The sequence below is a fragment of the Pseudoalteromonas sp. CnMc7-15 genome, from assembly GCF_022347925.1.
Classification (GTDB): Bacteria; Pseudomonadota; Gammaproteobacteria; order Enterobacterales; family Alteromonadaceae; genus Pseudoalteromonas; species Pseudoalteromonas ruthenica.
Genome location: NZ_JAKRFT010000008.1, coordinates 57,556 through 72,359 on the forward strand (window position 1 = coordinate 57,556; position 14,804 = coordinate 72,359).

General features: G+C 48.5%; 11 protein-coding genes and 3 tRNA genes. 3 read left to right on the top strand and 11 right to left on the bottom strand.

Annotated features, from left to right (window positions below; all coding sequences use genetic code 11):
- Nucleotides 1-5 precede the first annotated feature (5 nt).
- Together hemB and MHM95_RS17665 are read left to right on the top strand one after the other, a co-directional pair.
- Nucleotides 6-1,016 carry a porphobilinogen synthase gene (gene hemB, locus MHM95_RS17660; RefSeq protein ID WP_239385914.1) on the top strand — a complete coding sequence of 337 codons (1,011 nt, stop codon included), beginning with the start codon at nucleotides 6-8 and terminating at the stop codon, nucleotides 1,014-1,016.
- Between the two features lie 128 nt (nucleotides 1,017-1,144).
- The gene (locus MHM95_RS17665; protein ID WP_239385915.1) at nucleotides 1,145-3,784 is read left to right on the top strand and encodes an ExeM/NucH family extracellular endonuclease; all 2,640 of its coding nucleotides are present in this window, start codon (nucleotides 1,145-1,147) and stop codon (nucleotides 3,782-3,784) included.
- Nucleotides 3,785-3,790: 6 nt separating this feature from the next.
- Here the strand turns inward: MHM95_RS17665 and MHM95_RS17670 are convergent, their stop codons facing one another.
- The 10 genes from MHM95_RS17670 to nudE form a co-directional block, all read right to left on the bottom strand.
- Complete coding sequence (locus MHM95_RS17670; protein ID WP_239385916.1) at nucleotides 3,791-4,513, bottom strand: transporter substrate-binding domain-containing protein; 723 nt, start codon at nucleotides 4,511-4,513, stop codon at nucleotides 3,791-3,793.
- Nucleotides 4,514-4,595: 82 nt separating this feature from the next.
- Nucleotides 4,596-5,342, bottom strand: coding sequence for a hypothetical protein (locus tag MHM95_RS17675; RefSeq protein ID WP_239385917.1), 747 nt, complete (start codon nucleotides 5,340-5,342; stop codon nucleotides 4,596-4,598).
- Between the two features lie 56 nt (nucleotides 5,343-5,398).
- A complete protein-coding gene (locus MHM95_RS17680; RefSeq protein ID WP_239385918.1) occupies nucleotides 5,399-7,186 on the bottom strand; it encodes an alkaline phosphatase in 1,788 nt (595 codons plus the stop codon).
- Nucleotides 7,187-7,198: 12 nt separating this feature from the next.
- Entirely contained in the window at nucleotides 7,199-8,797 is a 1,599-nt protein-coding gene (locus MHM95_RS17685) for an alkaline phosphatase (protein ID WP_138589119.1), read from the bottom strand.
- A 232-nt stretch (nucleotides 8,798-9,029) separates the two neighbouring features.
- Nucleotides 9,030-11,117 carry an elongation factor G gene (fusA, locus tag MHM95_RS17690; protein WP_045980256.1) on the bottom strand — a complete coding sequence of 696 codons (2,088 nt, stop codon included), beginning with the start codon at nucleotides 11,115-11,117 and terminating at the stop codon, nucleotides 9,030-9,032.
- Nucleotides 11,118-11,568: 451 nt separating this feature from the next.
- Nucleotides 11,569-11,645, bottom strand: a tRNA-Met gene (locus MHM95_RS17695).
- Between the two features lie 31 nt (nucleotides 11,646-11,676).
- Nucleotides 11,677-11,753: transfer RNA gene (locus tag MHM95_RS17700), tRNA-Met, on the bottom strand.
- A gap of 35 nt (nucleotides 11,754-11,788) precedes the next feature.
- Nucleotides 11,789-11,865 (bottom strand) — tRNA-Met (locus MHM95_RS17705).
- Between the two features lie 125 nt (nucleotides 11,866-11,990).
- Nucleotides 11,991-12,794 (bottom strand): 3'(2'),5'-bisphosphate nucleotidase CysQ, encoded by an 804-nt coding sequence (cysQ, locus tag MHM95_RS17710; protein WP_239385919.1) that lies wholly within the window; start codon nucleotides 12,792-12,794, stop codon nucleotides 11,991-11,993.
- Nucleotides 12,795-12,828: 34 nt separating this feature from the next.
- Entirely contained in the window at nucleotides 12,829-13,383 is a 555-nt protein-coding gene (gene nudE / locus MHM95_RS17715; RefSeq protein ID WP_022946269.1) for an ADP compounds hydrolase NudE, read from the bottom strand.
- Between the two features lie 60 nt (nucleotides 13,384-13,443).
- On the opposite strand from nudE, the gene yrfG reads away from it, so the two are divergent.
- Nucleotides 13,444-14,097, top strand: coding sequence for a GMP/IMP nucleotidase (gene yrfG / locus MHM95_RS17720; RefSeq protein WP_045980254.1), 654 nt, complete (start codon nucleotides 13,444-13,446; stop codon nucleotides 14,095-14,097).
- On the opposite strand, the gene MHM95_RS17725 is transcribed toward yrfG, so the two are convergent.
- Nucleotides 14,094-14,714, bottom strand: a complete 621-nt coding sequence (locus MHM95_RS17725) for a dUTP diphosphatase (RefSeq protein WP_045980253.1) — start codon at nucleotides 14,712-14,714, stop codon at nucleotides 14,094-14,096. The two genes, yrfG and MHM95_RS17725, sit on opposite strands and share 4 nt — an antisense overlap.
- Between the last annotated feature and the right edge of the window lie 90 nt (nucleotides 14,715-14,804).

A 14,804-nucleotide genomic window follows, 5' to 3' on the forward strand; every position in this document is an offset into this window, starting at 1 on the left:
GCATTATGGCCCAATCAGGACTCGACCTGTTTCCTTATACGCGTATGCGTCGTTTACGTAAAAATGACTTCTCTAGACGCTTAACTCAAGAGCATGAGCTCAGCGTTAATGACTTAATTTATCCAGTGTTTGTCTTGGAAGGCAAAAACCGCCGCGAACAGGTTGAATCTATGCCTGGCGTTGAGCGCTTGTCCATCGACTTATTGATTGAAGAAGCTAAAGAGTTGGTCGCTTTAGGTGTACCCGCTATTGCCCTATTTCCAGTCACACCCAGTGAAAAGAAATCGCTGCATGCCGAAGAAGCCTATAACCCAGAGGGGTTAGCACAACGCACGGTGCGCGCTTTGAAGAGCGAACTGCCTGAGCTAGGGGTGATCACCGATGTTGCCTTAGACCCCTTCACCGTGCATGGTCAGGACGGCATCATTGACGAGCAAGGCTATGTTATCAATGACATCACCACCGAGGTGTTGGTGAAACAAGCGCTGTCACACGCCCAAGCGGGTGCCGATGTCGTTGCTCCCTCAGATATGATGGATGGTCGTATCGGCGCTATTCGTGAGGCGCTAGAAGAGCAAGGCCTGATCAATACCCAAATTATGGCTTATTCTGCCAAATATGCGTCAAGCTATTATGGCCCATTTCGCGATGCGGTCGGCTCAGCAGGTAACCTCAAAGGGGCTGATAAAAAGACCTACCAAATGAATCCGGGAAACTCCGATGAGGCCCTCAGAGAAGTCGCGCTGGACTTACAAGAAGGCGCTGATATGGTCATGGTGAAACCTGGCATGCCCTACTTAGATATTGTTCGACGCGTTAAAGATGAGTTTTCCGTACCCACCTTCGCCTATCAAGTCAGTGGTGAATACGCCATGCACATGGCTGCTATTGAAAACGGCTGGTTAGAAGAAAGAGCCAGTGTCATGGAGTCTTTGCTTGCCTTCAAACGTGCAGGGGCTGACGGTATTCTCACTTATTTTGCTAAACGCGCGGCGCAGTGGCTTAACGAATCTTAAGCTTAACACCCAACTTTTTTCTGAGAAAAAGCGCTAACAAGTTAACAACTTGAAATTTTCGTGTAACTTATTGGGGGCATAATATGTCCCCCTTTAGGGATAAATAACAATACACGGGAAGCTATCTAATGAAAAACACAGTCACACCTATCGCTCTAGCGGTGGCGGCCTCATTGGCATCGCTCAGCGCTCAAGCAGATATCTTAATATCAGAATATGTCGAAGGCAGTAGCAATAATAAAGCTATCGAGCTTTATAACCCCAATTCAGAGTCAGTCGATTTAAGCCAATATAGTATTGAGTTTTACTTTAACGGCAGCACTACGGCTGGTTATACTCTCGATCTCTCAGGCTCACTGGCAGCTGAAGGCGTTTTTGTTGCCGCACATGAATCAGCAGATTCTGCAATTCTAGCAGTCGCTGATCAAATCGCAGGCGGTGGTTGGTTCAACGGCGATGATGCCATTGTGCTTCGTAAACAGGGTGACGTCATTGATAGCCTTGGTCAAGTTGGCCTCGACCCTGGTTCGCAATGGGGTGAAGGACTCACCTCTACGCAAAATAATACCCTGCGCCGTATTGATGGCACCGGTGCTCGCACCACCCTTGACACCGCCTATATCCCTAGCGACTTCTTTACTGGCTATGAGCAAGACGACTTCAGTGATCTAGGCACCTACCAAGGAGGTTCCGGCCCAGTCGACCCCGACCCTGATCCAGAACCAACCCCCGAGCTCACATGTGCTGATCCAGCCACTACCATTAGCGAAATCCAAGGGCCAGGCATGGCCAGTCCCCTGCAAGGCGAACAAGTTATTGTCGAAGCGGTGGTCAGTGCTGATTACCAACAAAGTGACGCTCTTAATGGCTTTTTCTTAGCATCACTCAACGCTGATAATGATCCCCTCACCTCTGAAGGTATTTTTGTTTATCACAGTGATGATGACGTTAATGTCGGCGACCGTGTACGACTTCAGGCCACCGTTGATGAATACTACGGCGCCACACAATTAAAGAATGTGACGGCGCTGAAGAGTTGTGGTACTGCACAAGCTGATATCACTGAAATCACGCTACCGGTTGACAATATCGACGAGCTTGAAGCCTATGAAGGCATGCTCATCAGTGTTGCCCAGCCAATGTACGTAGTAGATAGCTATAATTTGGCACGCTATGGAGAGCTCGGCCTAGCAACAGAGCGCTTATATCAAGGCACCCAAGTGGCGCTACCAGGTGATGCCGCCAATGCGCTGGAAGCGCAAAACCAGCTAAAACAGTTATTACTTGATGATGGCTCAACACAGCAAAACCCTGAAGTGATTCCTTATCCTGGAGCTGGACTGGATGCCTACAATACCGTGCGCTTAGGCGATAGTGTAGAAGGCCTCACCGGGGTGTTAGGCTATGGTTTTGATCGCTACCGTTTACATCCAACCACGGCTGTACAATTCACTGCCAGCAACCCTCGCACTGAAGCACCCGTACTCAATGAGCAGGGCGATATTAAAATCGCTAGCTTTAATGTCTTAAACTACTTCAATGGTGATGGCCAGCAAGGCGGCTTTCCAACCTCTCGCGGTGCCGATGATTTGCAAGAATTTATTCGCCAAGAGCAAAAGCTCGTTACCGCCATCACCGCCATGGATGCCGACATTGTTGGCTTAATGGAAATTGAAAACGATGGCTTTGGCGAGTTCAGTGCTCTAAGTTCGTTAGTCACTGCACTGAACGATGCAACCGATAACGGCGAATATGCCTTCGTTGATTTTGCCGTAGCCGAGGTTGGCACCGACGCCATTACCACCGCGCTCATTTACCGTAGCGACCGCGTACAAGAAGTTGGCACAGCCAGCATCAATGATGAAGACGCCTTATCCTATGGTAACCGCGCGGCGATCGCACAGAGCTTCCGTGATATTGAAAGTGATGAAGTGTTAACCGTTGCTGTCGCTCACTTAAAATCTAAAGGTGGCTGTAGCCGTGCCGAAGGGCTCGATCAAGACCAAAATGATGGTCAAGCCTGCTATAACGCAATGCGCGTAGCCGGTGCCGAGCAGTTCGCTTCATGGTTAGCGAGCCAACCCACTGGTGTGGCTGATGACGATGTGATCATTGTCGGTGATATGAATGCTTATGCGCAGGAAGACCCCATGCAAACCTTTGCCGACGCCGGATTTGCCAATGTCATTCCTACGCTGGAAGGTAATACGTTGGGTTACTCATATAACTTCCAAGGCCGCTTAGGCAGCTTAGACCACGCTTTGGCATCACCCAGCCTTATGAACAAAGTGGTCGCTGCTACCGATTGGCATATTAATGCTGATGAGCCTCGGGTGTTAGACTACAACTTAGAGTACAAAACCCAGGCACAGCAGGCCAGCTTGTATGCCGAGCATGCATACCGCGCCTCAGATCATGACCCCGTCATCGTCGCCATTGCTGCCGAGCAATCTGAGCCCGAAGAGCTTGTGGGCGAGTTTACTGACCTTAGTGGATGGTTTTGGCCTCGCAACTTTACTATCGACTTACCAGAGGGTTACCAAACGCTAGATATCGAGCTCGTGGGTGGCTGGGGTCAAGTTGATCTGTACGTTAGCCACCAACGTCGCCCATCTATTTTCCGTGCCGATTGTGCCTCACGTAACTGGGGGACTGCAGAGCAATGTCACTTTGATAACCCTGCTGCTGGAAAGTGGAAAGCCCGTATTCTTGGCCCTCTGCCCTACGGTAATGTCACATTACGCTACCGTGCGGTTAAAGCCGACTAATAGGGTTTAATACCGAGCGAGAATGGCGTCACGAGCGCCATTCTCGATTATCTTTTTTAGCCCCTGTTCAAATAACTTTTGCAGCCGCTCGCCATCTGGGTGATGGGGAGAAAAAGCAAGAAAGATATCGGTTCCTTCATTAATAAATGCCACTTGAATATTATCGCTAATCCCTTGGGTACGACGTAGATAATTTGCTGATTTAATGAAAATAAGCGCACTGTCTAAGCGCCCTAACATCAGCCTTCGCATATTAGGCAAATCGGAGTTGGCATACGCCGCTACCACTTTATGTTCGGCCACCAAAGCAAGAAACTGGTCGCCATAGCCATATCCTCTAACAATACCTACTAACTCACCATTAAACTGCGCACGATTGGTAATTTTCAGAGCCCGTTGGGTATTGTGATAATACGCAGAATAAGCCTTATAAAGAGGTGTACTACCGAGTAAGTACTTTTGTTTACTGATAGCATCGATAGGCACGTTGAACCCTGCTACATAGGCACCGGTATCGAGGTAATGCAGCACCCGCGCATAAGGATAAATATGGTAGTCGACTGACACGTCTACCGCTGCAAAAGCGGCCGTGATTATATCATTCGCCATGCCCGTACCATCGGCATTGGCATACGGCGTCCATGCGTCTTCTGCAGCAATAACCACGCGCTCGGCTTGGCAAGGTGAAATTAGAAACAACAAGGCAAGAAATAGGCAGCCGCGACTCATGCTCTCTCCAGCACACCACAAATCATTTTATTATAGGCACTGCTTGGTTGGTCGCGACAAATTATCCTAGATATCTACATGATCAATGGTGGTGGCCGCCTGACATAGCTTGGCCATCACTGTGATAAAACCCTGATGCACCGTGCTCAATAAAGCCCTGATTTATCATTTTCGCCAAAAATGGATCATGTTCATTATCGCCCACATCGGCATAGTCCGTAGTTTGATAACGGTCCCAATGAGCAAATTGTTGCTGCACTTGTTGCGGGTTAAGCTGGTAACTTTGCAATGTTAGTTTGCTTATTTGTTGCCACCTGTCTTGATGGTCAGCGTCTTCACGTGCCACCACAAGCTGCTTGACCAGCTGCAATGCTGGCAGCCATACTAGCGTCATTTTATAGCCATTTTGCTGGCGTTCGAAGTGCTGCTCTTGGCCGCAGCCCTCACCTTGCGTACGTGATGGCGACTGTGAAAGTAGGTCACTGTGCACTAACTGATATTTTTGTGACCAACTGACTGGTTGCCCGCCCTCTTTTAGCTCACCAGGTTGGTATTCAATGCCTCTTTGGTAATGCTCAAAATAACGAATAGGCCGCACTTGCTGATTAGATAGACGTTGCCAGAGCTCAACGACCCCCTGGCTGTTGGCCTGATGCGCTACCTGATCATGCAGCCGCCAAAGCGAAAATAGCTGCTCTTCTTGAACGCCTTGCTGCTGCATATAATTGGCTTTTAACACCTGCGCATTCGCTTGGCATTGCTGTTGCGCATACACACTGGCACTACACATGGCGACTGCCAACGTGGCTAATTTGACATACTTCATCATTTTATCCTCCACTTAGGGCCGAGGACATAGCAACCTATGCCCTCGACCTTAGGTGATTAATTACCTAGCTTGGTTTCTGCTTTACTCACTAAATCTGCAGCGTGATTAATCACGTGGAAGATATAGTTTTGCTCATTAGTTCCGGTCACTAGGTGGGCTCCAGGACCCTGGGCATACACACCCACATCTTCACCCGCATGAGTTTCTGAGCTAAGTGGCACCAGTGCTTCTTGGTGGAATCCAGCTGTGGTGGTGTCAATGGTGCTCAAATCCACACGACCAGTGACAATCTCACCGTTGTAGCCAGCATCAGCGTTGGTCTGTGCGCCAAGGTTCTTAAAGCCGTTGCCATTGGTGTAGCCCAAAGTGGTGTAAGGCATGCCATCAGCTGCCAAGGTAGGCTCGTCGCTGCCAACGCCAACCACTTTACCTAAAATGGGGTTACCTCGTTTCGGGTAGCCAGCAATGGTAAATACATGGCTATGATCTGCGGTTACGATGATCAGGGTCTCATCCGTGTTGGTCTTTTCCATCGCGGCTTGCACCGCCTCGGCCAACTCCACCGTGTCGTGAAGCGCATTATAGGCATTACCTGCATGGTGAGCGTGATCGATACGACCCGCCTCTACAGTCAGAAAGAAGCCCTCGTCGTTATTATCAAGAACATCAATGGCTTTTTCCGTCATCGCCGCCAGCGACGGTTCCCCTGCGATATCATTGCTTCGGTCTTGCTCATACTGCATGTGCGATTCGTTAAATAGCGCAAAGATGCGTTCAGTGCTGGCAGGATCGATAGCATCAAAGCCCGCTTGATCCATCACATAGGTGCCATTGGGGTAAGCCGCTTGCCATTGCGCCGTTAAGTCACGGCCATCGGTGCGGTCACCCTCGGTGCTGCTTTGCGCATCATTGCTATTAAATGCGGCATCTTTTGGCAGGAAGTGACGACGACCACCGCCCATTACTACTTCAATACCATCAATATCGACGTCGAATCGCGCTTCCAGATTAGGCTCAAAGTTAACTAATTGCGAAGCAATGTCTTCGCACCCAGCAGCGACCGCATCAGCAGGCATATCGGAGATGTCTTCCCAGTTACGGTCGGCCGATTTGGCATAGGTAGCAGCCGGTGTGGCGTGAGTGATCCGCGCGGTTGACACAATTCCTGTTGATTTACCTGCGATTTCTGCCAGCTCTAAGGCGGTTACTAACTCATTGCCGGACACCGATTCACAGTCACCACGGGCAATCCCTTCAGCCACGCCAATCACACCCACATCGGTTTTGACGCCTGTCGCCATAGCCGTCATCGTGCCAGCTGAATCAGGAGTTTGCGCATCAACATTATAGGTTTTAGCAAAGCCAGAATAGGGCATGGTTTCAAAGCTCAGCTGGTGATCTTCACCCATCTTTCCTTGTAGTTGCCCAGCTAAAATACGTGCAGCTGTGACCGTGGAGATGCCCATTCCATCACCTACGAACAGAATCACGTTTTTCGCTTTTTGATTGCTGCTGCTTAGCTGCTCGGCACGTTGTTGTGCCTGCGCTACTTTATCCTGAGCATCGCTAAACCAAGCGTTGCCCGTTAGGTTAGCCAGTTCATCATCATCTAATGTGGTTTTAATCGGGTTACAATTGGTCGTTTGCGCTGCAACTTCATCGCCATCAAGCTCGCCATTGCCATTGTCATCGGCACCCACTTGAGTGTAGACACCACCATTAATACATTGACTATCACCCACAGCTATGTCGGTGTTAACAGTTAAAGTCGGCGCGCCATCATCGTCAGAGCAACCCGCCAGTGCCGCAACCACGGCAAGAGAAAGAATATTTAGCTTGTTCATTGTAATACCTGCTTACTTAGTGAGCTCAAGGGCTGAGTCGATAATGTGGAAGACCATGCTTTGTTCAATCACTCCCTGCGCTAGATGCGCGCTGGGACCCATAGCATGAAGGGAAATATCTTCGCCTGCGTGTGTCTCTGAGCTAAGTGGAATGGTTGCTTCTTGGTGAAAACCTGGGGTGGTGGTATCGATACCCGCCAGATTTTGACGCCCGGTTTGCGGCGCATCGCTGTAGCTGGCATCAGCGTTAGTTTCCATGCCTAGATCGCGAAAGCCCAAGCCATTGGCATAGCCGAGCGTGGTGTAAGGCTTACCATCCGCTGCAAGCGTCGGCTGCTGCTGCCCTACCGCCACTACCTGACCTAGAATAGGGTTACCACGTTTAGGGTAGCCGGCAATGGTAAAGACGTGGCTGTGATCCGCAGTCACCAAAATCAATGTTTCTTCGGGGTTCGTGTTCTCGATGGCATACTGCACGGCATTAGCCAGTTCAATTGTATCGTTCAGCGCATTGTATGCATTACCCGCGTGGTGAGCGTGGTCAATACGCCCGGACTCAACCGTAAGAAAAAAGCCTGTATCGTTATTATCAAGCACAGATATTGCTTTAGCGGTCATTTCCGATAAGGAAGGCTCACCCGCAAGGTCATTGCCTCGGTCAGCTTCATATTGCATATGAGATTCATTGAACAGTCCAAACACCCGCTGAGCGTCATCGGCTATAGCATCAAAGCCAGCACGGTCCCATACGTAGACACCATCGGCATACTTTTGTTGCCATTCCTGAGTCAGGTCACGACCATCGGTGCGGTCCCCTTCGATAGCGCTGCGGGCATCAAGAGTGTTATACGTTTCGTCTTTCGGTAGGAAGTGACGGCGGCCACCGCCCATAACCACTTCTATACCATCCACGTCAGTACCAGCAAAGCGCGCTTCAAGGTTTTGTTCAAAGTTAACCAATTGCGTAGCGATATCCTCACACCCTTGCGCAACTGCCTGCGCCGGCATGTCTGACACGTCTTCCCAGTTACGATCTGCTGATTTGGCATACGTTGCTGCAGGAGTGGCGTGGGTAATACGAGCGGTGCTGACGATACCAGTACTTAAACCTCGAATTTCTGCAAGCTCCAGAGCAGTAATTAGTTCATTACCAGCTACCGTGGCACAATTTCCGCGCTCGATATCTTCATCTACACCAATCACACCTACATCAGTTTTAACCCCTGACGCCATGGCGGTCATGGTGCCTGCTGAGTCTGGGGTTTGTGCATCAACATTATAGGTTTTTACCTGCGCCGAGTAAGGAAACTTCTCGAAGCTAAGGTAACCTTCTTCACCCATTTTGCCGTTATTTTGGCCCTGTAGAATACGAGCTGCTGTGAGTGTTGACACCCCCATACCATCGCCAACAAACAGAATCACATTTTTGGCCTTAGTCAGTTTTTGCTGATTGGCCAATTGCTGCTTCTCGTTGAGCTTATTCTTATCTGTTTGATACCACTGACTATTGGTCTGAACGTCAGGCAAGACTCCGGCCTGCACTGGTGTGCACACCAGCGAGGAGATGGCCGAGGCTGCCGCCATCGCCAAGGCTAACTTTGATACTTTCATTTTTTGTTCCCGTGAGTTTTATTATTTAGCGCTGTTAAGAAGCTGTTCTTAACCACAAATATGTACCAGCAAGGGTTGTACTGGCGTCGTTACTGTAGGGAACGAATGTTTCTAAAATATAACCATTTATTGACGGACAGATGATGAATATATGACAGCGAATACGGGAGCAGAGGAATAGGCATAAAAAAACCCAGGCACTAGCCTGGGTTTTTCTTAGAAGAGGCGACTATTACTTCGCTTCTTTTTTCGCTTTTTCTGCAGCGATTACTTCGTCAGCAACGTTTTGCGGACAAGGTGCGTAGTGTGAGAACTCCATAGAGAACTGACCACGACCAGAAGTAATAGTACGTAGGTGGCCGATATAACCGAACATCTCAGATAGTGGTACTTCACCCTTGATGCGTACGCCCATGCCGCCCGCTTCTTGGTCTTTGATCATACCACGACGACGGTTAAGGTCACCGATTACGTCACCCACGTTGTCTTCAGGAGTGAATACGTCAACTTTCATGATTGGCTCAAGAAGTTGTGCACCCGCTTTAGGGATAGACTGACGGAATGCGCCTTTTGCAGCGATTTCGAACGCGATAGCTGATGAGTCAACTGCGTGGAAAGCACCGTCAAATAGTTCAACTTCAACGTCTAGTACTGGGAAGCCGGCAAGAACACCTTCTTCCATCATAGATGCGAAGCCTTTCTCAACTGCTGGCCAGAATTCCTTAGGAACGTTACCACCAACAACGCTTGAGCTGAACTTGTAGCCTGAACCTACTTCACCTGGCTTGATACGGTAATCGATCTTACCGAATTGACCAGAACCACCTGATTGCTTCTTATGCGTGTAGCTATCTTCGATTTCTTTGGTGATAGTTTCACGGTAAGCAACCTGAGGCTGACCAACAATAAGGTCTACGCCGTAAGTACGCTTAAGGATATCAACTTTGATATCAAGGTGTAGTTCACCCATACCTTTAAGGATGGTTTCACCTGAATCTTCATCAGTCTCAACTTGGAAAGATGGATCTTCTGCAACCATTTTACCGATTGCGATACCCATTTTCTCTGTACCACCTTTATCTTTAGGTGCGACAGCGATTGAGATTACTGGATCAGGGAAGATCATCGCTTCAAGCGTACATTCGTGCTTAGGATCACATAATGTGTGACCAGTTTGCACGTTCTTCATACCAACAACAGCGATGATGTCACCCGCCTGCGCTTCGGTAAGTTCGTTACGCTCGTCAGCTTGCATCTCAACCATACGGCCGATACGCTCAGTTTTACCTGTTGCTGAGTTAAGTACTGTGTCACCTTTTTTCATGCGACCCGAGTAGATACGGATGAAGGTAAGTGCACCAAAACGGTCGTCCATGATTTTGAACGCAAGCGCTTTAAGTGGCTCATCTGCAGATACAGTTGCAACTTCACCAGTAGGCTCACCAGTGTCTTTGTCAGTTAGTGGCTGCGGATCTACTTCTGTTGGTGAAGGTAGGTAATCAACTACAGCGTCTAGCACTAGCTGCATACCTTTGTTCTTGAACGCTGAACCACAGTAAGTTGGGAAGAACGCAAGATCACGAGTACCTTTACGGATACACGCTTTGATTTGCTCTAAAGAAGGCTCTTCACCTTCCATGTATGCTTCCATTAGATCGTCGTCTTGCTCAACGGCAGTTTCAACAAGCATCTCGTGATACTCATTTACTTTGTCTACCATGTCAGCTGGAACGTCTTGTACTTCGTAGTTTTCAGGAAGACCTGTGTCATCCCAAACGTATGCTTTCTTCTCAAGTACATCAACAACACCAGAGAACTGGTCTTCGATACCGATAGGAAGAGTCATCACTAGTGGGTTTGCGCCAAGTACTTTTTTCACTTGCTCTACAACGCGGTAGAAGTCAGCACCCATACGGTCTAGTTTGTTTACGAAGATACAACGTGCTACTTCTGATTCGTTCGCATAACGCCAGTTAGTTTCTGACTGCGGCTCAACACCACCAGAACCACAGAATACACCGATACCACCGTCAAGTACTTTAAGTGAACGATATACTTCTACTGTGAAGTCAACGTGTCCAGGAGTATCGATTACGTTTAAACGGTGACCTTTCCACTCACATGTTACAGCTGCTGATTGGATTGTAATACCACGCTCAGCTTCTTGGTCCATGAAGTCGGTCGTTGATTCGCCGTCATGTACTTCACCGGTTTTGTGAATTTTACCGGTGAGCTTCAGAATACGCTCTGTCGTGGTCGTTTTACCCGCATCTACGTGCGCGAAAATACCAATATTTCTGTATTTTGATAAATCTGCCATTGCTTTACTCTATTGGTCGAAAAATTATTCGGCGGGAGTATATCACCTCTTGTGGCGAACATCATCATAGAAACCGCTTAAAATGCAATCAAATTAGGAAAATCTTGGGGTCGCCAATAAAATCGTTTGAGCCAAGGTAGGATGCGGCTTTGCCGGAGCTAGAAAGATATGATTTCACGCCGATAAAACGCCACAGTAGCAATATAAAAATTTGCCAAAAGGGGTATAGCGTTTTATTTAAAACAACGCAGGGTAATTCATTGTAAGGCTTGAATATGAACGCGACACGCCGTGGTGGCGACCCTAGGTCAAATGGACTTGAAATAGTAATTGGTAGTGAGCTCTACCAAGAATTGGTTGCGGGAGCCGGATGTGAACGCGACACGCCGTGGCGACGACCTTAGGTCGAATGAATTTAAAATAGCAATTGGTAGTGAGGTCTACTAAGAATTGGTTGCGGGAGCCGGATTTGAACCGACGACCTTCGGGTTATGAGCCCGACGAGCTACCAGACTGCTCCATCCCGCGTCAATATAAGGTGATAACTGGCGATAAAAGTTGGTTGCGGGAGCCGGATTTGAACCGACGACCTTCGGGTTATGAGCCCGACGAGCTACCAGACTGCTCCATCCCGCGCCAATTATCTGTGGACGCTCGCAACTTTTAGAAGTTGGTTGCGGGAGCCGGATTTGAACCGACGACCTTCGGGTTATGAGCCCGACGAGCTACCAGACTGCTCCATCCCGCGTCCACATTGTTGGGTCTAGGGAAGCCCCTTCGCCAACGAGAGCGCCATAATATAGCAACAAAATTTAAATGCAAGTTTAATTACACTGAAACCATATCAGCTGCTGGTTTTTCCACCACCGAAGACTAATTATGATGAGAGCGCTGATGAGGGCTAATCATTTTTTGCCACTCCCAATCGGGATGCCCCATTACAATAAAGTCGGGATTTTCTGTTGATTCACGCTGGTTATAAGTGAGTGGATTAAATTCCGCATCGGTAATACACCCGCCCGCTTCTTCGACAATCACCTGCGAAGCGCCGGTGTCCCATTCACCGGTTGGACCAATACGCATAAAGCAATCGGCTTTCCCCTCAGCGATAATACAAGCCTTGAGTGAGCATGACCCTAACGGCACGGTGTCGAAGGTGGCATTTAAGTACTGACTAACGGCCTCTAGTTTTTGCCTGCGGCTAACCGCTAAAGTAAGGTTTGCCGGTTGGGCGACACTGATGCGCTCAACCCCTTGGGACGTTTTCTTATACGCCCCTTGTTGATAAGTTGCGAAGTAGGTGGTGTTTTTCGCCGGCCAATGAATCACGCCGAGCACCGGTCGATTGTTTTCAATTAATGCGATGTTGACGGCAAAGTCACCGCTTTCAAGGATAAACTCTCCGGTGCCATCCATTGGGTCCAGCAGCCAATAGCGCTGCCAGTGCTGCCGTTTTTCTAAACTGGGAATGGGCGTCTCTTCAGACATAATCGGGATGTCAGGCGCCATTTTCTCGAGCCCAGCCATAAGCACATCATTCGCTGCAATGTCTGCTTTGGTCACTGGGGTGTGATCTTGTTTTACCTGCTCTCCAATATCATTCTGGCGATAAATAGCCATAATGGCCAAACCTGCTTGCTCGGCCAACTCAATGCATGGAGCTAGAAAATCTTGCAACACGACCCCCTTTTTTACTGCTGAACCTCGTGGCTTAATTAGATGCCTGTATTAATAATAGCAAAGCTGCCACACTTCGTGCTTCGGTAAAGTCCGGCTCGCCAAGCAAAGCTTGCCATTGCGCCATTGGCCAATGCACTACCTCTAATGGCTCTGGTTCATCACCAGCCAACGTTTGGTGGTAAAGGTCGCGGGCGGTGATAATGTGCATATGAGCATTAAAGTAGCTAGGCGCGAGCGACACTTTTTTCATCTCATTAAGCTCATGAGCGCCTAAGCCCACTTCCTCTTGCAGCTCTCGGTTAGCAGCTTGAAACGGCGTTTCCCCCGGATCGATTAAGCCTTTTGGGAACCCCAGCTGATAATCATTGGTGCCGGCACAGTACTCACGCACTAATATAAGTTCATCGTGTTCGTTAACCGGAACGATCATGACCGCACCACGGCCTCCGCCTCGAATACGTTCATACTGACGTTGCTCGCCATTGGAGAAGCGCAGCTCTAGGGCCTCAACAGTAAATAATCTACTTTTTGCCACCACGTTATTATCAAGTATTTCTGGAGGCGTTGGATGCTTTTTCTGTGTCATAGCCGCGACTTTGTTATTATCAACATAAATCCATGATAATTGTTTTAGTAGGAAAAGCCCATGCCAAATTGGTCCAATATCGACACCGTATTACTCGACATGGATGGCACTTTATTAGACTTGCATTTTGACAACCATTTTTGGCTCGAAGTCATCCCCCACCAACTCGCTAAGCAGCAACAAATTCCGCTGCAACAAGCCAGAGAACAAATGGCGGCCCGCTATGAAGCAGTGCAAGGACAAATACAATGGTATTGCTTAGATTATTGGCAACAACAATTACAGTTGCCCATTATGACGTTAAAGCGTGAAATTCAGCACCTGATAAGTATTCGTGACGATGCCAAGGTGTTTTTGCAGGCATTAAAAAATTCAGGAAAAGAGCTTATTTTGCTCACTAATGCGCATAGAGATAGTTTGAGCTTAAAAGTAGAACGCACTGAGCTGGACCGCTATCTTGATAAGCTCGTTTCTACCCATGACTACGGCGTTAGTAAAGAGCACCAATCGCTGTGGCAGCAGGTGCAAAGCGACTTGGGCTTTGATAAAAAGCGGACGTTGTTCGTCGACGATAGCGCAGCGGTACTCGATGCAGCGAAGCGCTTTGGGATCAATCATCTGCTAGCAGTGGCTAACCCCGACAGCAAGCAGCCACACAAGCCGCTTGCCGGATATGAAAATGTCACCGATTATCGTGACATTTTGCCTGCCTAGCTGGGGTAGCGCTGCTGCAAGCCTTGATAAACGAGCTTGGCGAAGTCTGGGTTATCAGTGTCCAGACTTTTTACCACAGCGACCAAATGCTCATTGTCCTCTTGGCCATGCCACACCTTGATATAGGTTCCATCTTTATACCCATGGTCTTGGCGGAAGAAGTTCAGGGTGTTCTTACCAACGTAGCCACGATAAAGATCGTCGATATTCATTCCAATTTGCTGCATACAGCCGGCAAAAGCAGCAGCATTAAAAGCTTTATCAGCTACCGCGCTGGCTGCTAACGTCTCCAACGAGACTTTAAAATCAGCTCCTTGAATAGGACTTTGCATTTCCTGCTCAATTTGCGCCGCCAACTCAGCAAACGAAGTGTGGCCGTCAATGCGCAGACTCAAGCCGAAGTGGAAGATATCCACCAGCTCCAAAATCACTTGCTCTGTATCCGGAGTTTGTTTTTTCCACCATTTCCAGCCATAGTGGTCCAGCATTTCTGCACACTCAACCCAAATAGCCCGATACCACTCAAACCCTTGCTCGAACCATTGCTCGTGAACTTTGGTATTCATGGCATGCTGCATTTCTAACATGATGGCAATTTTATTTGCTGCGCTAGACATTCTTTAATCTCTCATTGTCTGTGTATTTGCCTATCATACCTATAGCGTGAAAGATTATCACCCTAGGGCCGTTCTAGTTGCATTGCTTTC